Below are 25,789 nucleotides of genomic sequence, written 5' to 3'. Positions count from 1 at the left end.
TTTTTTGGAGTGCCCCTCCCCAGAGGAGAGGGAGGGTTTCCTCGGGGCGCTGCTGCCGACCCCGGCACAGGCCGTGGGTGATCCCTCTCCATGCGAGGGGGGCGCCAACCGGGCTGGCTCGACTACGCTCGAATCAGCAAGCCACGCCAGGCCTGCTCCCGTCCACACCCGCCGAAAGCGAGTCACCGCCATGCCAGATCCGCAGCCCCAGCCTACGCCCGTGCACTGCCTGCTGCACTGGGAGCGGACGTCACCGTTCGCGGTGTATCTCACGCAGCCCCAGCCTGACGGCACCGTGGCGGACTACCGCTGGTGCGAGGTGGCGGACGAGGCCAGGCGCATGGCCTCGTATCTGCTGGCACTGGGTTTGCCGCCCGGGTCGACCATTGCCATCCTTGGGCAGAACAGCGCGCACTGGATCATCGCCGACCTGGCGATCTGGATGGCCGGCCATGTCAGCGTGACCGTGTGTCCGGACGCCGACCGGCGCGGCGTCGCCTATATGCTGTCCCACAGCGATGCGCAACTGGCATTCATCGGCCGGCCGTTCGAAGACGCCGCACGATGGCGCGAACACGAGGCGGCGGTGCCGGGGCAGATGCCGGTGATCCGCCTGCCCCAGGCCGGACCGGGGCGGGGTGAGGCCTGGCAGTCGATCATCGCGGCCTCGCCACGGCTGCGCACTGTCACGATGCCCGATCCGTCCGCGCTTGCCACGATTCTCTACGTGCCAGGCAGCACCGGCCGACTGAAGGGTGTGATGCACCGCTTCCGCACCCTTTGTGACGTGCCGCGCGCGCTCAATGACGTGCTGCCCGCGCGGCACCGGCGTGCATCGTCGGACCGCCTGCTCGCCTACCTGCCTCTCGCGCAATGCGCGGGCCGCCTGGTGGTCGAATGCGCGTCGCTGTGCTTCGGCTACCGCGTGTTCTTCTACGAGCGGCCCGACACCATCCTGCAGGACCTGCGCCGCGCCAGGCCCACGCTCTTCCATGCCATACCGCGCGCCTGGGCGCTGTGCGATCTGCCGTTCTGCCCCTATGTGTCGCCGCGATTGCACCGATGCCTGCTTGCGGTACCGGGCTTGTCCCCTGGCCTGAGGTGGCTGCAGCGCCGCCGCATCGGACTGGATCAGGCCCGGGTCGCGTTCGCCGCGGGCGGCCCGGTGCCGCGCCCGGTAGCGGCGTGGTACCGCGCCGCCGGACTGGAACTGGTGGTCGGCTACGGCCTGCCCGAGAACTTCGGCTATTCCCACCTCAGCCTGCCGGGGCAGGCGCGCGACGGCTATGTGGGCCGGTGCAACCCTGGTGTCGAATGCCGTATTGCCGGTAATGGCGAGGTGCTGGTCAAGAGCCCCGGGCGGATGATCGGCTACTACAAGGCCGCCGCGAAGACCGCCGACAGCCTGACGCCGGACGGCTTCTTCAGGACGCGGGACCAGGGCGAGCTGGATGCGAGCGGGCGCTTGCGGCTGCGCCGCCGGCGCCATGTTCTCGCCGCCGCGTAGCCGGTGGATGCATGGCCCCTGCAAAAAGGGGAGGGGAGGAATGCAGGGTTGAATCCCTAAGATGACTCCTCAGGCCAGCATGCAAGGCATCCGGGGTGCCCCGGAGGATGCCGGCGCGGCGATATCTGGGATCGGCACGACAGCGATGATGGCGCTGCGTCCGCCGCAAGGGACATAGCATGGACTTCGATCTGACTTCGGAACAACAACTGCTGCAGGACAGCGTGCGCCGCTTCATCGACAAGGTGTACACCTTCGAAGCGCGCGGCGCCTTGCTGAAGGCGGGCAGGAGCGGCAGCGACGGCAACTGGAGCCTGTTCGCGGAGAACGGCTGGCTGATGGCGGCATTGCCGGAAGCGCATGGCGGCCTCGGCGGCACGCTGGTCGATACCGCCATCATCGCGCAGGAGTTCGGGCGCGGGCTCGTGGTCGAGCCATACCTGGGGTGCGCGGTCCTGGCGGCGCAGACGCTGGTGGCGGGCGGGACGGACGCGCAGAAGGCAAAGCTGCTGCCGCTGCTGGCCGTGGGCTCGTTGCGCATCGCGCTGGCCTATAGCGAGCCGGCGTCGCGCGGCCTGGCCGAGCCGGTGTCCCTGCGGGCCGGGCGCGACGGCGACCGGTATGTGCTGAGCGGACGCAAGTCGCTGGTGCTCGGCGCGGTCGGCGCGCATGTGTTCATCGTGTCCGCGCAGGTGCCGGATGCGCCGGGCATCACGCTGCTGCTGGTCGATGCCGAGACCCCGGGCCTGACCCGCCGCGCCCTGCCGCTGCATGACGGCAGCTGGGTCGAGGAACTGACGTTCGATGGTGCCAGCGTCGCGGCCGACGCGGTGCTGGGCGAGCCCGGACAGGGACTCGCCGCGCTCCAGGCGGGACTGGCGAGCGGCACGGTCGCCCTGTGTGCCGAACTGATCGGGGCGATGGAGAAGACCATCGAGATGACCGCCGAGTACCTGAAGACACGCCAGCAGTTCGGCGTGACGATCGGGTCGTTCCAGGCACTGCAGCACCGCATGGCCGATATGGCCGCGGAGATGGAAGTGGCCCGGTCGATGCTGCACGCGGCGATGGCATCCATGGCCAACGACGATGCCGGGACGCGGCAGCAGGTGCTGTCGGCGGCCAAGATGCTGATCGGCCGAGCGGCGAAATTCGTCTGCGGCCAGGGCATCCAGCTGCACGGCGGTATCGGCATGACCGAGGAGTTCGCGGTCGGCCACTACTACAAGCGCGCCGTGGTGGCGGACCTGCTGCTGGGCAGCAGCGATAGCCATGAAGCCGCCTGTGCAGCCGTCCTGCAGGCCGGGCTGCGCGCCACGACGGCCTGAAGCGGCATGCATTCCCCTACCTGATCATGACGAGCGAGACAATATGAAGACCTACGAAACCATCGCCCAACTGCAATCCCTGGTGGGAGAGGTTGTCGGCACCAGCGACTGGATCCTGATCGACCAGCAGCGCATCAATACCTTCGCCGACGCGACCGGCGACCACCAATGGATCCACGTCGATCCCGAGCGCGCGGCCAAGGGCCCGTTCGGCGCGCCCATCGCGCATGGCTTCCTGACGCTGAGCCTGCTGCCGATCTTTTCGCAGAAGGCGTTCGCGATCCAGAACGTCAGGATGGGCGTCAACTACGGCCTGAACAAGGTGCGCTTCCTCAAGCCCGTGCCGGTTGACAGCCGCCTGCGCGCGCACTTCCGGCTGGCGAGCTTCGAGCCGCTCGACAGCAACGGTGCGCAGCTGACCTATGAAATGACCGTCGAGATGGAAGGCGCCGACAAGCCCGCCTGCGTCGCCGAGTCCATCGTGCGCGTGTTTGCCTGATTGGCCTGGTTGGCCTGATTGGCCTGGTTGGCCCGAGTGCCTGAACGAATCCGAGAAGAGGTAGAGAAATGAGCGATACATCGTCCGTGCTCCTGAGCGAGCAGGAAGTCATGATCCGCGACGCGGCCCGCAAGGTTGCCCAGGAAGTGGTGGCCGCCACTGCCGCGGAACGCGACCGCGCCGGCGCGTGGCCGCGCAGCGAACTGAAGGCGGTGGGCGAGCTGGGCTTCCTCGGCATGCACGTGCCCGAGGAATACGGCGGCTCCGACGCGACCTTTGTCGAGTACTGCCTCGCCATTACCGAGTTCGCGGCTGCCGATGCGGGCTTTGCCACCATCCTGCACGTCCACAACGGGCTCGCCGGCGTGGTCGCCCATGCGGGCACCGACGCGCAAAAGCGCAAATACCTGCCGGGGATGGCATCGGGCGAAACCATCGTGGCCGGCCTGCTGACCGAGCCCCAGGCCGGCTCGGATACCGGGGCATTCCGCACCACGGCACGCCGCGAAGGCGAGCACTACGTGCTGAACGGCAGCAAGCAGTTCATCTCGAACGGCAACGAGGCGGGCGTCGGCATCTGCATCGCGGCGATCACCGAAACCCCGGAAGGCAGGAAGGGACCGAGCCTGTTCATCGTCGATCCGCGTGCGCCGGGCTACAACGTGACCCGCGTGGAAGAGAAGCTGGGCCAGCGCTCGGCACACGTCGCGGCGATCCAGCTCGACGACCACCGCGTGCCGGCAGAAAACCTGATCGGCGAAGAGGGCGCCGGCTACAAACGCGTCATGAGCATGCTGTCCGAAGGCCGCATCGGCATTGCAGCCGTGGCCTGCGGCGTGGCCCGCGCCGCGCTCGAAGCCGCCGTGCAGTACGCGAAGGAACGGGAGGCCTATGGCGGTCCGATCATCAACCTGCAGGGCGTGGCGTTCGACCTGGCGGACATGGCCACCAGGGTGGACGTGGCGTTCCAGTACATGCTGCACGCCGCGCGCCTGCAGGCCGCGGGCGTGCCGTGCGCGAAGGAAGCATCGATCGCCAAGCTGTACGCCAGCGAGATCGCCGAGAAAGTGTGCTCGGATGCGATCCAGATCCACGGCGGCTATGGCTACCTGACCGACTTCCCGGTCGAGCGCTACTACCGCGACGCCCGCGTGACCAAGATCTACGAGGGCACCAGCCACATCCAGAAGGTCATCATCGCGCGCAGCCTGAGCGGTCGCTGAGCAGGAAAGGAACAAGGGGAATCATGGGAAAGCTTGATGGAAAAGTCGCCCTGGTCACCGGCTCGGGCCGGGGCATCGGCCGCAGCCTGGCATTGAAGCTGGCGTCGGAAGGCGCGCGCGTCGTCGTCAACGACCTCGATGCGGACCCGGCGCACGAGGTGCTGGCCGAGATCCGCGCCATGGGCGCCGAGGCGGCGGCCTGCGTAGGCAGCGTGACGGATGCCGCGTTCGCGGACCGCTTCGTGAAGACCGCGGTGGAGCATTTCGGCGGCATCGACATCATCGTCAACAACGCGGGCTATACCTGGGACAACGTCATCCAGAAGATGTCCGACGAGCAGTGGCAGGCCATCGTGGACTGCCACATGACGGCGCCGTTCCGCATCCTGCGCGCCGCCTACCCCGTCATCAGCGCCGCCGCCAAGGCGGAGATCGCCGAGGGCAGGGAGGTGTACCGCAAGATCGTCAACATATCGTCGGTGTCGGCGGGCGGCAATGCGGGCCAGGTCAACTACTCGGCGGCCAAGGCCGGCATCATCGGCCTGACCAAGGCGCTGTCGAAGGAGTGGGGACGGTTGAACGTCAACGTCAACGCGGTGGCATTCGGCCATATCGAGACCCGCCTGACGGTGCCGTTTGCCGGCAAGGCAAGTGCGACGGTCAGCATCGAGGGCCGCGAGATCAAGGTCGGGATCAGCGAACAGATCGTTGAGCAGTCGAAGAAGGCGATCCCGCTGGGCCGCCCCGGCCGGCCTGAAGAGGCGGCGGGTTCGGTGTACCTGTTCTGCATCCCGGAGTCGAACTACGTCACGGGGCAGGTGCTGATCTGTGGCGGGGGCATCGGGTCGATCTGACCGGTCTGGGGGTCAGCTGCTTTCGAAGGGCCAGCCGATGCGCTGGCCTTTTTTGGTGGCGAGCCTATTGCGTACACTTTTCCTGATACACGCGCTGCAATTGCCTGCGCGTCCGGTCGCGCTCGACCGTGGAGATTTCATTGCCCTGGCTATTCTCGACTGGCGCGCCCGAGGGTCGGTAGCTGCGGCGCGGCGTCTCGCCGATCTGTTCGGCCAGCTGATCGCACTGCTCATCAAGGGTAGGCGGTTGCGTGGGGGTGGGCTGGAACCGGTACGAGCCCTCACGCACTGCGTCAGAAATTGCATCATTGATCGCGGCGTCTGCCGGAGATGGCCGCTGTGCCTGCGCATGTACATGAAGCAGAGGCGTCAGACCGGCGAGGAAAGCGAGCAGGCATACATGGTGGCGCAGCGGCATGGACATCTCCCGGAGTTGACTCTTGGCCATGGCTTGCTCCTGGTGCGTGACCAAGGTGGCAGTTTCAGCATACGCGCTTGGAAGCGCCAACCAAATGACTTTTCATGACGTCGGCGCGAAAAAAAAGCCGTCTGGCGCCAGCATAATCCCCGGCGCTCATGCGCGCGCGCAGTGAGGGAGAATCCGCCCCACGCCTACTTCAGCAATCCGCGCTGGCGCGCCAGCGCGATCGCATCATAGCGGCTGGAGACGCCCAGCTTGGCCAGGATGTTCTTCACGTTCCATTTCACCGTGCCGAAGGTGATGTTGAGCGTCAGCGCGATGCGCTTGTTCGACATGGCTTCCGCGATCAGGGCCAGGATCTCCAGTTCGCGCGGCGTGAGGGGCCCGCGCTCGGCGTCCGGGGCGATCCGGGCGCCGGCGCTTGCGGCGGGGCTCACGGGCGCCGAATCCGGCCTGGCGGTGCCCGGCGTCATGCGCGCCAGTATATCGGCGAGGTAGCGCGATACGGGAGCGGGCAGGCCGTCGCCCTTCTGCAGGCGGGCCAGCAGCACAGCTATCTGGTCCTTCATGTCGAGCAGGGTGCGCACGAGACCGAGCTTTGCGGCGCGCGTCACGGCTTCCGTCAGGCAACGCGTGGCCTCGGCTTCCTGCTGCAGTCCGTCATATGCCACCGCGGCCAGCAATCCGACCCGGACCAGGTTGCGGGCGCGCCCGTATTTTTCGCCAAACCTGCGCACCTCCGCCAGCGCATCCAGCGCTACCTGCGGGTTGGAGTCCGCCAGCGCGAGCCGGGCGCGCACGAATGCGGCGATCGCGGGTATCTGGGCGAGGGCGCCGGTCGCGTGCTCATGGACCTTGCGCAGCCCTTCCAGCCGCGTGGCCAGCTCGGCCGCGCGGCGGTGTTCGCCGATGGTCAGCAGGATATTGGCCTGCTCGGCCAGCATGCTGGCGAGCGCGCGGTCCAGCCCGAGCAGGTGGAAGTGCGCGGCCTGCGCGTCGAGGAAGGACAGCGCGGTTTCCGGCGCATCCTGCAGGAAATCGAGGCGTGCGCGGCACAGCGAGGATTGCATCATCACGTCGGGCCACGACGATTGCGAGATGCCCGCGCGGTTCGCCAGCACGTCGCGCGCATCGTCGATGCGGTCCAGTTCGTAGCAGGCGAAGGCCACGGTCGCGGCGCACAGGTTCGCGGGCAGGGAGGCGCGGCCGAACGTCGCCTCCGCGCGGGCGAGCGTGGCGGCGCCCAGGCGCTCCGCTTCGCGCATGTCGCCTTCGACCAGGCAGGTCTGGGCGCGCTGGCTCTCGAAGACCATCGCCATGTCGTTGTCGCGGTCTTCCGGCGGGACCGGGTTCGCGTCGAACAGCGCGCGCGCGTCGTCCAGGCGGCCGACGGCGAGATAGGCAACCACCAGCCCCGCCAGGCATACGTAGCGCAGCGATGCGTTCTCCATGGGTACCTTGCACAGGGGCTCCAGCACCTCGATGACGCGCTGCATGTCGTCGCGCTGCACGGCGACGGAGGAATCGATGATGGGGAACTTCGACGACAGCGCCGGGATCTTCGCGGCCTCGGTACGGCGGATCTGTTCGAGCCAGCGCTCGGCCTTGTCGGCGCGTCCGGTGAAGGCATGGGCCAGGCAGCCGAGGAAGAACAGGCGCGGATGCGAGAACAGCGTTTCCTGCGGCAGGCGATCCAGCATGTGCAGCAGCGGACCGATGTACGACATGCTCCAGGTGGATGCCGTGGCGGCCTGCTCCATGGCGTCGGCCGCGAAGTCGAGGTCGCCGCCAAGGCTGGCGTGCCGCACGGACTCCACCAGCAGGTCGTTCGCGGCGAACCAGCGGCTGGCACGGCGATGGACGGCTTCCACGGCGTCCTTGCCCTGCTGGGCCAGGCGCTGCGCGAGGAACTCGCCGAACAGCGGATGGAAGCGGTACCACGGCGCGGGATCATCGGTCTCCACGCGATAGATCAGCAGGTTTTCGTCCTCCGCGCGCTTGATCAGGTCGGCGGCGTCGGGGTTCTCCGTGACCGCCTGCGCGAGTCCGGCATTGAAGCGCCGGAACACCGACAGCTTTTCCATGAACGCCGTGAGTTCCGGCGGCAGGTAGGCCACCACGTCCTCGGCCAGGTAGGACTGCAGGTCCGCCGATTTCCATAGCAGCGAGCGCAGGTTGGCGCGCTTGGCGGGGCGGATGCGCAGCATCGTCGCGACCGGCTGCAGGCTCGCCGGCCAGCCGCTGGTCAGGTCATGGATCAGGCGGACTTCGTCGGCGGTCAGCTTCAGCGTGCTGAGGTTCTGGTCGAAGAAGGCGCGCGTTTCCTCCAGGTCGAACGGCAGTTCGGCGAAATCGATCTCCGACACCTGGCCCTGCATGCGCAGCCGGCCCAGGCTCAGTGGCGGCATGGTGCGCGAGGCGATGACGATATGCAGGTTGGCCGGGCAGTGGTCGAGCAGCTTCTGCATGAGCCGGTGCGCGGCCGGGGCTTCCACATGCTGATAGTCGTCGATGAGCAGGTAGAGCTCGCGGTCGATCTCCTCCACGGCGCTGGTCGCCATGGCCACCAGCGTTTCCATCGATTGCTCGCTGCCGGTGGCGTCGGGCACGACGTCGTCGGCACGCATGCCCAGGCGCTGGAACGCGGCCAGCAGGTATGTGCAGAAGCTCGGGAACTGCCGGTCGTCGTGGCTCAGCGACAGCCATGCGACATCGATGCCGGCCTTCATCAGCTCCTGGCGCCATTGCGCAAGCAGGATGGTCTTGCCGAAGCCCGCGCCCCCGGTGACGAGCGTGGCCGCGCAGTACTTGGTGTCGCGCAGGCGCGCCAGCAGGTGCTCGCGCGGGATGTGGCGGGGGCTGATGCGAGGCGGGGAGAACTTGGTCGCCACCAGGAGATTGTCGGGATTCATCGCGGGTGCTTGCGTGGATGGATTCGCCATTGGCGCCGGTTTCGATGCTCGGGCTGGGGCAGGGTGAGGGCATTATGGCGTTTCCTGTCCCTGTTTGGAAAGGGCTGGCGCCTGCGCCCGCGCGGTACCGCCAGTGCGATATCCGGCACAGGCCGCGCGCCCTGCCAGGCGCGGACGGTCCACGTCCGCAAGGGGAGGGGCAGGCCGGCATTCCCCTGTCGTACCTTGGCATCCAGCCAGAAACGCTGTCGGCATTTGGATATTGGATCAAGGAGAAGACATGAGCGAAGCCGTTTCGTTTGAAGTGAGGGGCCGGGTCGGCTGGATCACCCTGATGCGCCCGCAGGCCCGCAACGCCATCAGCAAGGACATGGCGCTGGCCATGGCCGCGCAACTGCGTGAATGGCGGCAGGACGACGCGGTGCGTGTCGTCGCGGTGACCGCGACGGGCCCGGCCTTCTGCGCCGGCGCGGACCTGAAGGCCTCCGGCACCCCGGGGCCCGGCGAGCCGGACCTGCTCGACACGCTCGTCGCCTTCTTCGACACGCTGCGCGCCTTCCCCAAGCCCACCATCGCCGCCGTCAATGGCCTGGCGATCGCCGGCGGCCTGGAAACGGTGCTGGCCTGCGACTTTGTGATCGCCGCGCAGAGCGCCCGTTTTGGCGATGCGCATTCCAACTTCGGCGTGTTTCCGGGCGGCGGCGGCGCCGCGGTGCTGCCGCGCAAGATCCCGCTGAATATCGCCAAGTACCTGCTGTACACGGGTGAATCGCTGCCGGCAGCCGACATGAAGCAGTACGGCCTGGTGGCCGAAGTGGTGGCCGACGAGGAACTGGTGGCACGCGTGCAGGCCATCGGCGACAAGCTGGCCACCAAGAGCCCGCTGGTGCTGCGCAAGATGAAGAAAGTGGCCGATGAGGCGGCGGACAAGCCGCTGGCGGACGCGCTGCGCCACGAACTGCTGGAGCTGCGCAACCACCAGCGCTCGTACGACATCACCGAAGGCCTGCGCGCCTTCGCCGAAAAGCGCACGCCCGAATTCAAGGGCTACTGATCGAGATCGAAGACGTACCGGAGCAAGGACACATGGAAAACATCTACATCGTCGGCGTCGGCATGACGCCGTTCGGCCGCCACGCGGACAAGACCATCAAGCAACTGACCGCCTCGGCCGTGGAAGATGCGCTCAGGGATGCCGGCTGCGACCGCAAGTGGGTGCAGGCCGCGTTCTACGGCAACTGCACGCAGGGTCACTTCGATGGCCAGCACATGATTCGCGGCCAGGTCGCGCTGCTGCCGCTGGGCTTTGACAGTATTCCCATTTTCAACATCGAGGGCGCCTGTGCGTCGTCGAGCCATGCGTTCAACCTCGCCGTGACGCAACTGCGTGGCGGTGCGGCCGACGTGGCCATCGCCGTGGGCGCGGAGAAGATGTTCTCGAAGGACAAGGCCAAGATGTTCTCCGCCTTCGAATCGGCCTGGGACGTCGAGACGTTCGAGGAGAACAAGAACTACCTGGCCGAGATGGGCAAGGGCATCGTGCCGCCGCCGGGCTCGCAGTCGCCTAATCCCTACAGTCCGTTCATGGACGTGTACGCGGCGCTCGGCCGTGGCGGGCTGATGGAGCGCTTCGGCATCACGCAGCGCCAGCTCGCGGCCGTGTCGTCGAAGAACCACGGTCACTCGGTGCACAACGAGCGCTCCCAGTACCGCAATGCCATGACGATCGAGGAGATCCTCGCGGCGCCACCGATCACCTACCCGATTACGCTGCCCATGTGCTCGCCGATCTCGGACGGCGCCGCCGCCGCGATCCTGTGCACGGAAGCGGGCCTGAAGAAATACGGCTTCGACCGCAAGCGCGCCGTCAAGGTACTGGCCAGCGTGGTGCGTTCGGCCTCGGCGCGCGCTGCCGACGACTTCGACAAGGGCTGCACGCACCTGGCCGGCAAGGCGGCGTTCGAGCAGGCCGGCATTTCGCCAAAGGACGTCGATGTGGCCGAGATCCACGACGCTACCGCCATCGGCGAACTCCTGGCAGTGGAGTCGCTGGGCCTGTGCGAGCCGGGCGACAGCGGCGCCATGGCCGAGCGCGGCGACACCACGCTGGGCGGCAAGCTGCCGATCAACCCGTCGGGCGGCCTGGAATCGAAGGGCCACCCGATCGGCGCGACCGGCATTGGCCAGATCTTCGAACTGGTGGAACAGCTGCGCGGCAACTGCGGCAAGCGCCAGGTCGAAGGCGCCCGCATTGCGCTGCAGGGCAACGGCGGCGGCCTGTGGCGCGTGGAGGAGTCGACCGAGCACGTCGGCATCTTCGGGCTGGCCTGAAACACATGACGTTTGAGGCGCTTCACGCAAGCGGCGCCTGAACCATGCGGTGCGCTTCGCACCGCATGGCGCAAGCGGAGGGAGAGCGGGGGATGCGGCAATGCAGCATCCCCCGTTTCGTTAACATGCCTCGCATTGACAGACAACGCTTGCCCGCGCGTCCGCCAGGGGAGGTGCGATCCCCGCCCCCTTCGCCTAACATGCGCGCGGGCGCACGCCATAATGGGCAGGCGTGTGGCCGCTTCAAGGAGGCAGGAGACACCAGATGAAGATGAATTTCGCGCGCACGATGGGCAACCTTGCCGTGCGTTTCGGCGACCGCGAGGCGCTGGTCAATATCGAGCGCCAGCGCCGCTACACGTTCCGCGAGCTGCATGCGCTGACCAACCGCATCGTCAACATGATGCGCGACCGCCTGCAACTGCGCCGCGGCGATATCGGGCTGTGCATCCTCGAGAACGACAACATCGCCCTGCTGCACGCGTGGACGGCGCTGAAGGGCGATGCGGCGCTGGCCTATACCAACTACCGCGACGCGCAGGAGGAACACCGCTGGCAGGTGGAGTTCATCCGCCCCAAGGTCGTCTTCATCGAGAACGCGCTGCTGGACCGCTACTTCGACATGCTGCAAAGCCTGGGCGCGACCGTGGTCTGCATGGATCCACCGGCCGCGCCGCGCGATGGGCTGCTGTACTTCTGGGACCTGCTGGACGGCGTTTCGGCTGAGAACCCCGGCGTCGAGAACGACACGCGCAACGACGCGCTGGTCTACCGCTTCACCGGCGGCACCACCGGCAAGAGCAAATGCGCGGCGTACACGATGGACAACTGGCTGGCCATGCGCGATTCCATGTACATGGAAAGCGAGCAGGTCTATGACGCGGACACGCGCTTCCTGCATATGGCGCCGATCAGCCACGGGTCGGGCCTGGGGCTGCTGCCGACGCTGTTCCGCGGCGGCTGCACGGTGACGCAGAACATCCCGGACCTGGCACAGCTCTGCCGCAACATCGAGGCCGAGAAGATCACCAACACGCTGCTTGTGCCGACAATGATCTACCGCATGCTGGAAATGCCCGAGGCCACGCAGTACGACCTGTCGTCGCTGCGCACGCTGGCCTACGGCGCGTCGCCGATGAGCCCGGCCAAGCTGCGCCAGGCACAGGAGCGCTTCGGCAATATCTTCATGCAGATCTACGGCGCGACGGAGATCCTGCACGCCGTCGGCATCCTGACCAAGGCCGACCATCTGAGCGCCACGGACAAGCAGCTCGGCTCGGCCGGCCGCATCGTGCCGGGCGTGGAGATCATGATCGTCGACGACGAGGGTAACGAGATCCCCCCAGGCGAGACCGGCGAGATCTGGCTGCGCTGCCGCGGCACGATCTCCGGCTATTACAACAACGCCGAAGGCACCGCCGCCGAGTTCACGAATGGTTTCTGGAAATCGGGCGACCTGGGCTACATCGACAACGAGGGCTTCCTGTACCTCGTCGACCGCAAGAAGGACATGATCATCACGGGCGGCTTCAACGTCTATGCCGTCGAGGTGGAGGCCGCGCTGAACTCGCACCCCGCGGTATCCAACTCGGCGGTGATCGGTGTGCCCCATGAAGAGTGGGGCGAGGCGCTGCACGCGGAGGTGGTGGTCAAGGCCGGGGCGCAGGTCACGGCGGAGGAACTGATCGAACACGTCAAGGGCAGGCTGGGCCGGTTCAAGGTGCCCAAGTCGGTGGTCTTCGTCGAGGCGCTGCCGGTCAGCGTGGTCGGCAAGGTGCTGCGCCGGCACGTGCGCGAGAAGTACTGGGCGGGCAAGGGACGCCGGGTCTCGTAGGCCTGGTCTTTGCCAGCCTGATGCGTAGTACGGCCCGGCTTCAGCCGGGCCGTATTGCATTGGGGCGCGGATTCTGGCTGAGCGGCATTTGCCTGCTTCCGGGAGATTGTTCGACGCGGCTGGATTGTTCCCCTCCCTCAGGGGAGGGATGCCTGCGGCCGCTGACGGAAATCGCCCCCCCAATGAGGGAGGGGCTGCGCACACACGAATCCGTGCTTAATCGGATGGCATTCAGGAAACGGAACCGGCGGATATGGCGCGGAGCGAAGCGCGCCTATCGCGGTGACCATGGAGACCTCCGGCTTCCGGGGAAATCAGCGCGTTGCAGCCGGCCGGGCGCCGCGAGGCCGATGGCGCGGGTGCAGCAGAACTATGTGCGAGAACGAAAAGGAGGAGTGCATGTCATTGTCCCGCTTGCCACTGACAGTCGGAGCCATCGCGGCATCGCTGCTGATCGGCGCCTGCCAGCACCAGCTCCCGGTGGCGACTTCCGCGCCGTCCGCGGTCCAGCAAGCGACTGTCTCCGATCAGGACATCAGCGACGCCTACATCTACCTGCTCGGTCGCCTGTTGGTGCTTCGGCAGCAGCAGCTGGATTTCCGCGAGGGCATGGCCTGGAACCAGCTCGTGCATCGCAGGCCGGGCGCGGTGGACTGGCCCAATCCCAACCTGGACGTGGCCTATTCGGAAGCCTGGGTCGCCGTGGACGAGACCAGCTGCACGATCGTCACCGTGCCGAAGATCTCCGGCCGCTATTACACGGTGCAGTTCCTCAACGGCTGGGGCGAGACGCTGGCCAATATCAACGAGCGGACCTTTCCCGGCCGGCCGAGCGGCGACTTTGCCGTCTGCCTGCGCGGGGCCAATGTCGCGCTGCCGGCGGACGTGACGCGGATCGATCTGCCGGCGCGCCATACGCGCGTGCTGTCGCGCGTCGAGCTCGGCGCGGACTGGAAGCAGGCCGAAGCGCTTCAGCACCAGTTCAGCATGCGTGCCACCGGTACGCCACGTCTGCCGCGCATTCCCCAGACGCCGGTGTTCGACTTGCAGAAACTGCCGGGCGTGGAAGCCTTCGACGCGGCGGAAGCCGCCCTGGCGAGCGAGCCGGACCTCAACCCGGGCATGGAAGCCCAGCAAGCGAAGGTGCATGCCCTTGTCCGGGCTATTGCGAGTCCCGCCGAGCGGGACCGCGTGGACAGCGTGATCCGCAAGCGCGCCTTTGCCGACTTCGCCAGGGCCAGCCGGACCATCGGTCCGGGCTCGATCCGCAACGGCTGGACGCGTGCCGCGGTGTCGGGCGCCTACGGCAACGACTACCTCAGCCGGACGCTGTTCAACTATGGCGGAATCTGGGTCAACACGTTCGACGAGGCGAACTATTTCCGTGGCGCGGTCGACGGTGCGGGTGCCCCGCTCGACAGCAGCCATACCTACTCGCTGACCTTCCCGAAGGACCAGCTTCCCGCGGCCGAGGCGCGCTACTTCTGGTCCGTCCTTGCCGTGGATTCCCGCTACTTCCGCGTGCTGCCCAACCCCATGAACCGGTTCCTGCTCAACAACCAGTCGCGGCTGCAGTATGGCAAGGACGGTTCGCTGACCCTGTACTTCGGGCCGAAAAAGCCGGAGCAGGCGCCCGAGGGGAACTGGCTTCCGACGCCGGCAGGACAGCAGTACCGGCTGATGCTGCGCTTCTATGGCCCCAGGGACAAGGAGGCCGCCGGCAAGTATGTGCCGCCGCCGATCGTCCGGCTTTCGTAGTGTTACCTGCAGTCATTGCGGCCCGTAACGGGCCGCTTTGCGCTGCACGACATCAACCAGAGAACAATGAGGAGACGCCTATGTCAGTCAAGCCACTGCATGCCGCGGCCTGTGCCATGCTCGCCACGGTCCTGTGCGCCGCGCATGCGCAGGTCGATGCGGGTGCGCCGGTACAGGTCACGGTCGACAACTTCCCGCGTGCCGAGTCCGACCGCTACTTCGGTTTCACGGTCAGGCGCGGCGGGTTCGGAAAGTTTTCCCACTTTCGCGAACTGGTGCCGGTGGACCGCCCGACCGTCGTGCGCCCCAACCGGGACACGGTGTACTCGACCGCCGTGTTCGATCTCGATGCCGGGCCGGTCACTGTCACCATGCCCGATGCCGGCAAGCGCTTCATGTCGCTGGCCGTGCTGGACCAGGACAGCCACGTGCTCGGCGTGCACTATCGCGCGGGCAGCTACACCTTGCGCAAGCAGGACATCGGTTCCCGGTACGTCATGCTGGGTGTGCGCACGCTGATCGATCCGGGCAGGCCCGGCGATGCGGAACAGGTGCGCGCCCTGCAGGATGCCATTGGCGTCAGCCAGCCCGGCGGTCCCGGCCGCTTCGAGATTCCCGACTGGGACAAGGCGAGCCAGGATGCCATCCGCACCGCCCTGATCGCGCTGGGGACCACCATCCCGGATTCGCGCAGGATGTTCGGCACGCGGGATCAGGTCGATCCCGTGCGGCACCTGATCGGCAGCGCCATTGCGTGGGGCGGCATTCCGGAAAAGGACGCGTTCTACCAGATCGTCAACCCCGAACGCAATGACGGCGCGACGATCTATCGCCTCGACCTGCGTGACGTGCCGGTCGGGGCGTTCTGGTCGGTCAGCGTGTACAACGCGGTCGGCTACTTCCAGCGCAATCCGCTCGATGCCTATTCGATCAACAGCCTGACCGCGAAGCGGTCGGCGGACGGTTCGGTTTCCATCCGCTTCGGCGGATGCGGCGCGGACACGGTCAACTGCCTGCCCACCATGCCGGGCTGGAACTACATGGTCCGGTACTACCTGCCCCAGGCCGAGATCCTGCAGGGAACCTGGAAACTGCCGGCGGCCAGGCCGGTGTCGTGATCGGGCCGGGTGCTTCGCGCGAGCACCCGGCGCGGGCTCCGCGTGTTGCCGTTCCCCTCCCATAAATGGGGGAGAGGGCCACGCAGGCGGTACGTATCGTCAAGCCGATCCAGGGCGCAGACCCGGGCATGCGATTGCTGTGCCATGGATCGGCGCCGGTTCCGGCGCACGAGACGCATAACAAAACCTATGGAGACGCCATGACAAGTCCTTCACGCACGCTCGACGTGCAGCAGTTCATCAACGAGCACAGGTTTTCGCGGTACCAGTGGCTGATTCTGGTCACCTGCTTTCTTCTCATTGCCATCGATGCCTATGACAGCGTGGCCATCGGCTTTGTCGTGCCCGTCCTGCTCAAGGAATGGGGCACGACCCGGGCCGCATTCGGCCCGGTGCTGAGCGTGGGTGTGCTGGGCCTGGCCCTCGGCGCGCTCATTGCCGGTCCGCTGTTCCATCGCACCAGCCCGAAGACGGTCATGGTCGGATCGATGCTGCTGTTCGGGGTGTGCAGCCTGGGGACCATGACGGCCGACTCGCTGGTGTCGCTGGGCGCCTGGCGTTTCTTCACGGGGCTCGGCGTGGGCGCGGCAGTGCCCGGGGCGGTCACGCTGATCTACGAGTATGCGCCGGCGCGCATGAGCGCCTTGCTCGTCAACACGATCGCCTGCGGCGCGCTGATCGGCGCTTCGTCGTGCGGGATGGCCGCCGCGGCCGTCGTGCCGGCCTATGGCTGGACCAGCGTCTTCCTCATCGGCGGCGTGGTGCCGGTCGTGCTGGCCCTGTTCATGCTCGTCACCATGCCGCAGCCGCTGCAGTTCATGGTCCAGCAGGGCTATCCGGCCCCGGCGATCGCATCGGTGCTGCGTCGCATCGCACCCGGCGCGCAGATCGCCGACGATACCCGCTTCGTCCTGACGGCGGCGCCGGAAGCCGGGAAGGCAGGCGTCGCGGTGGTGCTGTCCCGCCAGCTGCGTACCGGCACGACCATGCTGTGGGCCGCCTACTTCTTCGGCACCTTTGCCTACTACCTGCTGCTGGGCTGGCTGCCGACGCTGGTGCAGGACATGGGCGCCTCGTTGCGGCATTCGACGCTGATCACCGTGCTGATGACCGTCGGCGGCATCTTCGGCACCTTCCTGTTCGGCTGGCTGATGGACCGCATCGACCGGAACACCGTGGTGGCGGGCGCCTTCGTGCTGGGCGGGCTGGGCATGTGGCTGGTCGGGCAGCAGAAGGGCGACCTGGCCTGGGTGGCCACCTGCGTCTTCATCGGTGGCGTGGGCCTGAGCGGCGCCCTGATGTCGATGGGTGCCGTGGCCGCGGCGTACTACCCGGCGAGCGGCCGCTCGACCGGCATTGCCTGGATGCATGGCGTGGGCCGGTTCGGCGGCATCGTGGGACCCCTGGCCGGCGCGCTGATGCTGCGTGATGGCTTCAGCCTCGGCACGGTCTTTACCGTGGTGATGGGGTTCGTGCTGGTTTCCGCCGTGGCGCTGGTGATCAAGGGCGCGGCGGCACGGCGTGCGGCCGGGAATTCGTTGCAGGTGGAGTCCGTATGACCCTTGGGCGCTGACGGCGCCGGCGTGTGCCGACAATGCTCGTCTCTCCCGCCCGCGGGAGAGACGAGCGAACCGGCTGATTAGCCCCTGGAGGCGTTGCCGTCCGCGCCGAATGCGGTCCAGCCGCCGTCGACCGGCAGCGTCGCGCCGGTCACGTATGACGCCCAGTCCGACGCGAGGAATGCCACCGCCTGCGCGACTTCGGCCGGATACCCGAGCCGCCCCATCGGCGTGCGGCGTTCCAGCGTGCTGACGTCGAGCCGGCCGGCATTCGTCATGGCATCGAGCGGCGGCGTCCGGATGATGGCCGGCGCGACGCCGTTCACGCGGATGCCTTTCTGCGCCCATTCGCACGCGAGCGAGCGCGTCAGCATCACTACGCCGGCCTTGGACGCGGTATAGGCAGCAATGCCGGGGCCGCCGCCAAGACCATAGATCGAAGCGATGTTGACGATCGCTCCGCCGCCCTGTTCGAGCATCTGCGCACCAACGGCCTTGCACATCAGCCACGTGCCGGTGAGGTTGACGTCGATGGTCCGCTGCCAGGTCGCCGCAGGCTGCGTCACGGTGCGGCTGGCCGGCTCGAGGATGCCGGCGTTGTTGACCAGGATGTCGATGCCGCCCATCTGGGCGACCGCTTCGGCCGTGATGCGCTGCACGTCCGCCTCGGACGACACATCGCCGCGCAGCATCCTGCGTCCGGGCAGGTCGTCGGCGGGATTCAGGTCGGAGGCGCAGACCACGGCGCCTTGCTCCGCGAAGAATTCCGCCACGGCGGCACCGATCCCGCTGGCGCCGCCGGTGACCAGCACCCGCTTGCCGCTGAAGTCGATGCGCGGGCTCTGGTCGGCTCGGTGGTTCATGGTGTTTCCCATTTCGTTGCTCCGCTCATTTGCTCCGTTCACTTGCCGGTGAATGCCGGCTTGCGCTTTTCCAGCAGGGCGTTGACCGCTTCACGGTGGTCGTCCGTCTTGCTGGCGAGCCATTCGTATCCCATGCAGGTGTCCATGATCGAGTGCGCGAGCTGCTTGAGGCCGATGTTCGCCGACACCTTGGTCCAGCGGATCGCCTGCGAGGCGCCATTGGCGAGGCGGTCGGCGAACTGGCTGACGCGCTCGTCCAGTTCGGCGGCGGGCACGGCGTGATTGATCAGTCCGATGCGCGCTGCTTCGGTTGCGTTCAGCGCGTCGCCGGTCAGCAGGTACTCCTTGGCGCGGGCGTAGCCGATCAGCTGCGGCCAGATGATGGCGCCGCCGTCACCGGCCACCAGGCCGACGTTGACGTGCGGATCGGCGAACTTCGCGGTGTCCGCGGCGAAGATCACGTCGCAGAACAGCGCGATGCTGCAGCCCAGGCCAATGGCCGGGCCGTTGACCTTGGCGATGACCGGCTTCTCGCAGTCCAGCAGCGTGAAGATGATCTGCTTGCCCTCGCGCGCCGTCACGCGGAAGGCGTCCGGGTCGTCGAAGATGGCCTTCACGGCCTGCAGGTCGCCGCCGGCGGAAAAGGCCCGGCCGGCGCCGGTCAGCACGATGACCTCGGACTCGGGGTCATTGTTCGCGTCGACGAAGACGCGCGCCATTTCGGCGTGCAGGCCGCCGTTGAAGGCATTGAGCTGCTCCGGGCGGTTGAGGGTGATTTCCAGCACGCGGCCGCGGCGTGCGAAGGCGATGTGCTCGTAATCGGCGAAATCCATGGTGTCTCCTCCATGTTGGCGTTGATGAAACAGCGCTTCGACGATAGCCAGCGGGTTTACGCGACGTCCCCTCTCTGAATGGCGGGGCCGTCCGCATGGTCCCGGCGCGGACACCGCGGTCGTTGCCGCCTCCCCGTGCCTTCCTGCCCCGACAGCAAAAAAGGGAGGGGCGCGAGGCCTGCCTGCGTCCCTAAGATGACCATGCAAGTGCAAGTCAGGACACTTCGCTGGAGAGGGGAATCTGCATGTCTGAGAACACGGTGACACTGGAGCGGATCGGCGGGACGGCCGTCATCACGCTGAATCGGCCGCACAGGCGCAACGCGCTCGACGATTCCATCAGGCTCGCGATGGCGGACATCGTCAAAGCGGTCCGGGAAGACCGCTTGGTGACCGCGGTCGTGCTGACCGGCGCCGGCGGCAATTTCTGCGCCGGGGCGGACCTTGGCGACGGCGGTGCGGATGCCGAGCGCGGCTTCTATGTGCGCGACCTGCTGCTGGACCATCACGGGTGGTTCACCGAACTGACCGACCTGGAAAAGCCCGTCATCTCCGCCGTCGATGGCTTTGCCACCGGCGCGGGCCTGTCGGTCGCGCTGGCGGCCGATTTCATCATTGCCAGCGATCGGGCGCGCTTCGTGTCGAGCTTCGCCCGCGTCGGCTTCGTGCCCGACCTGTCGCTGATGTACGTGCTGCCGCGCCGCGTAGGGCTGGTGCGTGCCAAGGAGATCGTCTTCTCCGCGCGCGAGATCCAGGCGGACGAGGCGCTTGCGATCGGCCTGGCCGAGGCCGTGGTGCCGGCCGACCGCCTGCGCGATGCCGCCCTGGAGTTCGCGCAGCGCTTCGCGAACGCGCCTGCCCACGTGCTCGGCATGGCCAAACGCATCATGAACCGCACGTTCGAGACGGACCGGCATGCGCTGCTCCAGCTCGAAGCCGCCGTGCAGGGCCTGTGCGCGGCGAGCCAGTACAACGCGGAAGCGGTGCGGCGCTTCTTTGCCAAGGAAGCCCCGATGTTCCCGGGCACGCAACGCCTGTTCTGACGGAAATCCACTGGATTTCCGCCTGTACCCATTCATTGCAAGCATTCAAGGAGAAAGACATGACGCAGAAAGTCGTCGTTGCCGGCGTTGGCATGATTCCGTTCAAGAAGCCCGGCCAGAGCGATCCGTACACCGTGATGGGCGCGCAGGCCGTGCGCCTGGCACTGGCCGACGCGGGCGTGGGCTATGAATCGATCCAGTCCGCCTATGCCAGCTACATCTTCGGCGATTCCACCGGCGGCCAGCGCGTGCTGTACGACATCGGCATGACCGGCATTCCCGTCATCAACGTCCACAACAACTGCGCCAGCGGCTCGACCGCCCTGTACCTGGCGAACCAGGCGATCGCCAGCGGCATGGCCGACATCGTGCTGGCCTTCGGTTTCGAGCAGATGAACCCGGGCGCATTGGGCACCATTTACAACGACCGGCCCGCGCCGCTGGAACTGTTCAACCGCACGTGCGAGAGCGTGGTGCCGGACGGCGTGCCGCCCGCGCTGCAGCTGTTCGGCGCCGCCGGCCTGGACCACATGAAGCGCTTCGGCACGCCGATCGAAGCCTTCGCCAGGATCCGCGCCAAGGCGAGCCGCCATGCGTTCAACAACCCGATGGCGGTGTTCCGCACGGTGGTGACCCCGGAGGAAGTCATGGCCGAGAAGGTCATGTGGCCCGGCGTCATGACGCGTTCGATGGCCTGCCCGCCGACGTGCGGCGCGGCCGCGGCGGTGCTGTGCAGCGAAGCCTATGCGAAGAAGCACGGCCTGGACACTCGCGTGTGGATTGCCGGCCAGGCGCTGACCACCGACGGCGCCGAGACCTTCCACTCGGGTGACCTGCGCCACCTGGCGGGCTTCGGCATGTCGCGCGCGGCCGCCAGCAAGGTCTACGAGATGGCGGGCATCGGCGCCGAAGACGTCAACGTGGTCGAGCTGCACGACTGCTTCGCGCAGAACGAACTGCTGACGTATGAAGCGCTCGGCCTGTGCCCGGAAGGCGGCGCCGCGAAGTTCATCGACGACGGCGACAACACCTACGGCGGCAAGTACGTGGTCAACCCGTCGGGCGGCCTGCTGTGCAAGGGACACCCGATCGGTGCGACCGGCCTCGCCCAGTGCACGGAGCTGGTCCAGCAACTGCGCGGCCAGGCCGAAAAGCGCCAGGTCGAGAACGCGCGGGTCGCCCTGCAGCACAACGTCGGCATCGGCGGCGCAGCGGTCGTCACCATGTACCGGAAGGACTGACGGGGGCGCGCATGGACTTTCAAGCTGATCCGGGACTGGAAGCGTTCCGCCAGGAAGTCCGCCAGTTCCTGCGGGACAAGGTGCCCGCGGACCTGAAGGGGCTGCCGCGCTGCACGCGCTCGCCGCGCGCGGAGATCCTGCGCTGGCAGAAGCTGCTGCGCGCGCATGGCTGGGGCGCGCCGTACTGGCCGGTCGCGCATGGGGGCACCGGCTGGTCGGTGGAGCAGATGCTGGTGTTCGACGACGAATGCACGGCCGCCGGTACGCCGACGCAGGACGGCTTCGTGCAGAAGATGCTCGGCCCGGTGCTGAACGCGTTCGCGACACCGGCGCAGAAGGCCGAGCACCTGCGCGCGGCGCTGGACGGCGAGCGGCTCTGGTGCCAGGGCTTCTCCGAGCCGGGCGCGGGCTCCGACCTCGCCTCGCTCAAGACCCGCGCCATCCGCGACGGCGACCACTATGTCGTCAATGGCCAGAAGATCTGGACCAGCTACGCGCACCACGCAGACTGGATCTTCATGCTGGTGCGCACCGACACGACGGTCAGGAAGCAGGCCGGGATCAGCTTCCTGCTGGTGGACATGAAGACGCCCGGCATCACCGTGCGGCCGATCCGCAGCATCGACGACGCGCATCACCTGAACGAGACCTTCTTCGACAATGTGCGCGTGCCGGTGGCGAACCTGATCGGCGAGGAGGGCGCGGGCTGGAACATCACCAAGTTCCTGCTCAACAACGAGCATGCGACCACGGCCGACTTGCCGGACCTCAATCGCTACATGCGCGAACTGCGCCGTATCGCGGCAACGCTGGACGTTGCGGACGGCAAGCTGATCGACCAGCCGGCGTTCGCGCTGAAGTTGGCGCGTCTCGATGCGGAGCTGCGGGCGATCGGCATGATGGTGCAGCGTGTCGCCCGGATGGAAATGGCGCACGACCCGACATCGCACGTGCTCGGGTCGATGCTCAAGCTGCGCGCCACGGACCTGCAGCAACGCATCACCGAAGCCCAGGTCGAGGCGTTGGGCGACTACGGTGCCGTCGCCTATGCGCACTGGCACGAGGCCGCTCCGGCGCAACCGTATCCGCTGCAGGACCTGGCGCGCGGCATCGCCAACGACATGTTTGTCCGGCGCGCCGCGACCATCTATGGCGGCACGAGCGAGGTGCAGCGCGGGATCGTCGCGAAGATGATGTTCCGGCTCTGAGAGCCGCTGCTTACAGAAGTGGCCAGCGGTCTTCTTCCCTCGCCCGCACGCGGGCGAGGGGCGCAGCCGCGGCCGCTCTGCTACATCAGGAGACAGGAATGGCATCAAACGCAAGCGGCCCGCTCAAAGGCCTGCGTATTCTGGAGATCGCCGGCCTCGGCCCCACGCCAGTCACCGGCATGATGCTGGCGGACCTCGGCGCCGACGTCGTCCTTGTGGATCGCCTCCAGCCGGGACCGGAAGATCTCGATGTCGGCCGCCATGCGATCCAGAACCGCGGCAAGCGCTCGATCGCCGTCGACCTCAAGACGAAGGAGGGAGTGGACACCGTGCTGCGGCTGGTGGAGCAGTGTGACGCGATGATCGAGGGCATGCGTCCGGGGGTGATGGAACGGCTGGGCCTGGGCCCGGACGTGTGCCTGGCGCGCAATCCGAAGCTGGTGTACGGCCGCATGACCGGCTGGGGCCAGGACGGGCCGCTGGCGCAGGCCGCGGGCCATGACCTGAACTATGTCGCGTTGTCCGGCGCGCTCTGGTGGTCTGGCCAGCCGGGCGAGGCGCCGATGTCCCCGCCCAGCCTCGTGGGCGATATTGGCGGCGGCATGATGTACCTGATGGTCGGCCTGCTGGCCGGCATCATGAGCGCGCGCGAGACCGGCAAGGGCCAGGTGATCGACGCGGCCATCGTGGACGGCAGCGCCCACATGATGAACCTGATCCTCGGGCTGAAATCGGCCGGGGTGTTCGTCAACGAGCGGGGGAGCAGCCTGCTCGACGGTCCTCACTGGTATCGCACCTACCGCTGCGCCGACGGACACTTCGTTTCGATCGCATCGGCCGAACCACGCTTCCACAAGCTGCTGCTGGAAAAACTCGGCCTGACCGGCGACCCGGTGTTCGCCACCCAGCACGACAAGACGCTTTGGCCGCAGCAGCACGAGCGCCTTGCCGCGCTGTTTGCCGCGAGAACGCGCGACGCGTGGTGCGCGCTGCTCGAAGGTACCGATGCGTGTTTTGCACCGGTGCTGAACCCCGACGAGGCCGCGGCGCATCCGCACATGGTCTCCCGCGGCGTCTACACCGAAATCGACGGCGTGCTGCAGGCCAACCCCGCGCCGCGCTTCTCCGGCACGCCGGCCGCGCGGCCCGGCAAGGTTCCCCGGCGCGGCGAACACACCGAATCCGTACTCAGTGACTGGTGCGGCGCCGCCTGACCGCCAATCACAATGCCAGCGGGATACGCCCGCGCAAGGAGAGAGACATGAACGAGGGCAAGATCCTGTTCGAAAAGGACGGCAAGACCGCAGTCATCACCCTGAACCGCCCGCAGCGCAGGAACGCGCTCGATGACGAAGCGAAGCAGTTGCTTGCCGCCGCGATCCGGCGTGCGCGCGAAGACCGCGCGGTCAGTTCGGTGGTGCTCACCGGGGCTGGCGGGCATTTCTGTTCCGGTGCGGACCTCGCCGGCGGCCCGGAAGAGGGGGAAATGCCCTTCCTCGTTCGCGACGGCTTGCTCAGCGCGCACCGCTGGCATGCCGAGCTGATGGACCTCGAGAAGCCGGTGATCTCCGCCATCGATGGCTTTGCCGTCGGCGCGGGGCTGTCACTGGCGCTTGGCGCGGACTTCATCATCGCCAGCGACAAGGCACGGCTGCTGTCGAACTTCCCGCGTATCGGCTTTGCGCCTGACCTCGGGCTGATGTACACCCTGCCCAGGCTGGTCGGGCTGGTGCGCGCCAAAGAGATCGTGTTCTCGGCGCGCGAGATCCTGGCCGACGAAGCGCTCCGGATCGGCCTGGTGCAGGCCGTGGTGCCGGCCGACCGCCTGCGCGAGACGGCCGTGGCCTTTGCGCGCCGCTTCGACGATGCCCCGACGCATGTCCTCGGCATGGCCAAGGGCATCATGAACCGCACGTTCGAGACCGACCGGCACGCCATGACCCAGCTTGAATCCGCGGTGCAGGGGCTGTGCGCGGCCAGCCGTTACAACACCGAGGCCGTGCGCCGCTTCTTCGCCAGGGAGGCGCCGCTCTATCCCGGCGCGGACCGGCTGTTCTGAGCACGGTGTCACGCGCGCCGTCCACAAGGGGAGGTGAGGGGACCGACGCGGGCGGCGTAACGTGGCAGTCAGGCTGCCGTGGTCGCCAGGCGCGCCCGGTCCGGTCTTATTGCGGTATTGAGCAACCGCAGTGCGTGGCGCGCTACCGCCGCGCACTGCCATTCATCATCGAGTACTTCGGGGAATTACCATGACGATTCGCTTTGACGGCCGTGTGGCCATTGTGACGGGCGCCGGCAACGGCCTGGGCCGCGTGCACGCGCTGGAACTGGCGCGCCTTGGCGCCAAGGTCGTGATCAACGACTTCGGCGGCAGCCGCGACGGCAAGGGCGGCTCTTCCGACGCCGCGCTGGCCGTGGTCGAAGAGATCCGCAAGGCCGGCGGCCAGGCGATTGCCAACGGCGCCAACGTGGCGGACTTCGAGCAGGCCACCGCCATGGTCGAACAGGCCAAGGCCGAATTCGGCCGCGTCGACATCCTGATCAACAATGCCGGCATCCTGCGCGACAAGACCTTCTCGAAGATGGAGATGGCCGACTTCCGCGCCGTGGTCGACGTACACCTGATGGGCTCGGTCTACTGCACCAAAGCCGTCTGGGAAACCATGCGCGAGCAGAACTACGGCCGCGTGCTGATGACCACTTCGGCCGCCGGCCTGTTCGGCAACTTCGGCCAGACCAACTACGGCGCGGCCAAGATGGCCGTGGTCGGCCTGATGAATATGCTGGTGCTCGAAGGCAAGAAGAACGACATCCGCGTCAACACGCTGGCCCCGATGGCCGCTACCCGCATGACCGAAGACGTCCTGCCGGAAGACATCCTCAAGGCCACCGGTCCGGAGCAGGTGACGCCGGGTGCGCTCTACCTGGTGAGCGAGGACGCGCCGAACAAGGTGATCCTGGGGGCCAGCGGCGGCGTGTTCTCCGCGGTCCGCATGGAAGAAACCACGCCGGTCTACATTCCGCGTCAGGAGTTGTCGCCCGATGCCGTGGCGGCACATTTCGCGCAGATCAGCGACTGGAGCACCTCGGTCCACCGCGATGACGCCAACCACCAGGTCCATGCCTTCGTCACGACCATGATGCAGCATGCCAGGGCTGCTGCCTGACTTGTCGGGGCCTGACGCGTTGTGCTGAGCAAGGGAATCCCGGTCGGGGTTCCCTTTTCTATTTTGTACATTGATATGACCGATCCGCAT

At 67.2% G+C, this 25,789-nt stretch carries 21 protein-coding genes; 17 read left to right on the top strand and 4 right to left on the bottom strand.

Annotated features, from left to right (window positions below; translation table 11 throughout):
* The first annotated feature begins 190 nt into the window (after positions 1-190).
* The 5 genes from KHO22_RS22135 to KHO22_RS22115 all read left to right on the top strand — a co-directional run bounded on the left by KHO22_RS22135 (position 191) and on the right by KHO22_RS22115 (position 5,411).
* Complete coding sequence (locus KHO22_RS22135) at positions 191-1,507, top strand: AMP-binding protein (protein WP_211949317.1); 1,317 nt, start codon at positions 191-193, stop codon at positions 1,505-1,507.
* A gap of 179 nt (positions 1,508-1,686) precedes the next feature.
* Positions 1,687-2,835 carry an acyl-CoA dehydrogenase family protein gene (locus KHO22_RS22130; RefSeq protein WP_211949316.1) on the top strand — a complete coding sequence of 383 codons (1,149 nt, stop codon included), beginning with the start codon at positions 1,687-1,689 and terminating at the stop codon, positions 2,833-2,835.
* A 43-nt stretch (positions 2,836-2,878) separates the two neighbouring features.
* Positions 2,879-3,334, top strand: a complete 456-nt coding sequence (locus KHO22_RS22125) for a MaoC family dehydratase (RefSeq protein WP_211949315.1) — start codon at positions 2,879-2,881, stop codon at positions 3,332-3,334.
* Between the two features lie 86 nt (positions 3,335-3,420).
* Positions 3,421-4,557, top strand: a complete 1,137-nt coding sequence (locus tag KHO22_RS22120) for an acyl-CoA dehydrogenase family protein (protein WP_211949401.1) — start codon at positions 3,421-3,423, stop codon at positions 4,555-4,557.
* A gap of 23 nt (positions 4,558-4,580) precedes the next feature.
* Positions 4,581-5,411, top strand: a complete 831-nt coding sequence (locus KHO22_RS22115; protein ID WP_211949314.1) for an SDR family NAD(P)-dependent oxidoreductase — start codon at positions 4,581-4,583, stop codon at positions 5,409-5,411.
* A gap of 64 nt (positions 5,412-5,475) precedes the next feature.
* Here the strand turns inward: KHO22_RS22115 and KHO22_RS22110 are convergent, their stop codons facing one another.
* Together KHO22_RS22110 and KHO22_RS32785 are read right to left on the bottom strand one after the other, a co-directional pair.
* Complete coding sequence (locus tag KHO22_RS22110; protein WP_230426962.1) at positions 5,476-5,859, bottom strand: hypothetical protein; 384 nt, start codon at positions 5,857-5,859, stop codon at positions 5,476-5,478.
* Between the two features lie 164 nt (positions 5,860-6,023).
* Positions 6,024-8,774 (bottom strand): winged helix-turn-helix domain-containing protein, encoded by a 2,751-nt coding sequence (locus KHO22_RS32785; protein ID WP_275950844.1) that lies wholly within the window; start codon positions 8,772-8,774, stop codon positions 6,024-6,026.
* Positions 8,775-9,024: 250 nt separating this feature from the next.
* Between KHO22_RS32785 and KHO22_RS22100 the strand changes: the two genes are divergently transcribed.
* The 6 genes from KHO22_RS22100 (at position 9,025) to KHO22_RS22075 (ending at position 17,344) form a co-directional block, all read left to right on the top strand.
* Positions 9,025-9,798, top strand: coding sequence for an enoyl-CoA hydratase/isomerase family protein (locus KHO22_RS22100; RefSeq protein WP_211949313.1), 774 nt, complete (start codon positions 9,025-9,027; stop codon positions 9,796-9,798).
* A 32-nt stretch (positions 9,799-9,830) separates the two neighbouring features.
* The gene (locus KHO22_RS22095) at positions 9,831-11,075 is read left to right on the top strand and encodes a thiolase family protein (RefSeq protein WP_211949312.1); all 1,245 of its coding nucleotides are present in this window, start codon (positions 9,831-9,833) and stop codon (positions 11,073-11,075) included.
* Positions 11,076-11,340: 265 nt separating this feature from the next.
* On the top strand, positions 11,341-12,909 hold the full coding sequence (locus KHO22_RS22090) for a class I adenylate-forming enzyme family protein (RefSeq protein ID WP_211949311.1): 1,569 nt from the start codon (positions 11,341-11,343) through the stop codon (positions 12,907-12,909).
* Between the two features lie 399 nt (positions 12,910-13,308).
* Positions 13,309-14,667, top strand: a complete 1,359-nt coding sequence (locus KHO22_RS22085) for a DUF1214 domain-containing protein (protein ID WP_211949310.1) — start codon at positions 13,309-13,311, stop codon at positions 14,665-14,667.
* Between the two features lie 80 nt (positions 14,668-14,747).
* The gene (locus KHO22_RS22080; protein WP_211949309.1) at positions 14,748-15,785 is read left to right on the top strand and encodes a DUF1254 domain-containing protein; all 1,038 of its coding nucleotides are present in this window, start codon (positions 14,748-14,750) and stop codon (positions 15,783-15,785) included.
* A gap of 200 nt (positions 15,786-15,985) precedes the next feature.
* Positions 15,986-17,344, top strand: coding sequence for an MFS transporter (locus tag KHO22_RS22075; protein WP_211949308.1), 1,359 nt, complete (start codon positions 15,986-15,988; stop codon positions 17,342-17,344).
* An 80-nt stretch (positions 17,345-17,424) separates the two neighbouring features.
* Here the strand turns inward: KHO22_RS22075 and KHO22_RS22070 are convergent, their stop codons facing one another.
* The gene (locus KHO22_RS22070) at positions 17,425-18,207 is read right to left on the bottom strand and encodes an SDR family NAD(P)-dependent oxidoreductase (RefSeq protein ID WP_211949307.1); all 783 of its coding nucleotides are present in this window, start codon (positions 18,205-18,207) and stop codon (positions 17,425-17,427) included.
* 38 nt (positions 18,208-18,245) lie between these two features.
* Positions 18,246-19,040, bottom strand: coding sequence for an enoyl-CoA hydratase/isomerase family protein (locus KHO22_RS22065; protein ID WP_211949306.1), 795 nt, complete (start codon positions 19,038-19,040; stop codon positions 18,246-18,248).
* A 245-nt stretch (positions 19,041-19,285) separates the two neighbouring features.
* Between KHO22_RS22065 and KHO22_RS22060 the strand changes: the two genes are divergently transcribed.
* The 6 genes from KHO22_RS22060 to KHO22_RS22035 all read left to right on the top strand — a co-directional run bounded on the left by KHO22_RS22060 (position 19,286) and on the right by KHO22_RS22035 (position 25,699).
* A complete protein-coding gene (locus tag KHO22_RS22060; RefSeq protein WP_211949305.1) occupies positions 19,286-20,083 on the top strand; it encodes an enoyl-CoA hydratase/isomerase family protein in 798 nt (265 codons plus the stop codon).
* Between the two features lie 59 nt (positions 20,084-20,142).
* The gene (locus tag KHO22_RS22055) at positions 20,143-21,324 is read left to right on the top strand and encodes a lipid-transfer protein (protein ID WP_211949304.1); all 1,182 of its coding nucleotides are present in this window, start codon (positions 20,143-20,145) and stop codon (positions 21,322-21,324) included.
* Positions 21,325-21,335: 11 nt separating this feature from the next.
* Positions 21,336-22,532, top strand: a complete 1,197-nt coding sequence (locus tag KHO22_RS22050; RefSeq protein WP_211949303.1) for an acyl-CoA dehydrogenase family protein — start codon at positions 21,336-21,338, stop codon at positions 22,530-22,532.
* A gap of 98 nt (positions 22,533-22,630) precedes the next feature.
* On the top strand, positions 22,631-23,746 hold the full coding sequence (locus KHO22_RS22045) for a CaiB/BaiF CoA transferase family protein (RefSeq protein WP_211949302.1): 1,116 nt from the start codon (positions 22,631-22,633) through the stop codon (positions 23,744-23,746).
* 47 nt (positions 23,747-23,793) lie between these two features.
* Entirely contained in the window at positions 23,794-24,591 is a 798-nt protein-coding gene (locus tag KHO22_RS22040) for an enoyl-CoA hydratase/isomerase family protein (protein ID WP_211949301.1), read from the top strand.
* Between the two features lie 190 nt (positions 24,592-24,781).
* Positions 24,782-25,699 (top strand): SDR family NAD(P)-dependent oxidoreductase, encoded by a 918-nt coding sequence (locus KHO22_RS22035; RefSeq protein WP_211949300.1) that lies wholly within the window; start codon positions 24,782-24,784, stop codon positions 25,697-25,699.
* The last annotated feature ends 90 nt before the right edge of the window (positions 25,700-25,789 follow it).

Origin of the sequence: Cupriavidus yeoncheonensis (assembly GCF_905397275.1) — a bacterium.
GTDB classification, from domain to species: domain Bacteria; phylum Pseudomonadota; class Gammaproteobacteria; order Burkholderiales; family Burkholderiaceae; genus Cupriavidus; species Cupriavidus yeoncheonensis.
The sequence above is the reverse complement of the archived record's forward strand: the minus strand, read 5'-3'. Positions and strand labels throughout refer to the sequence as shown.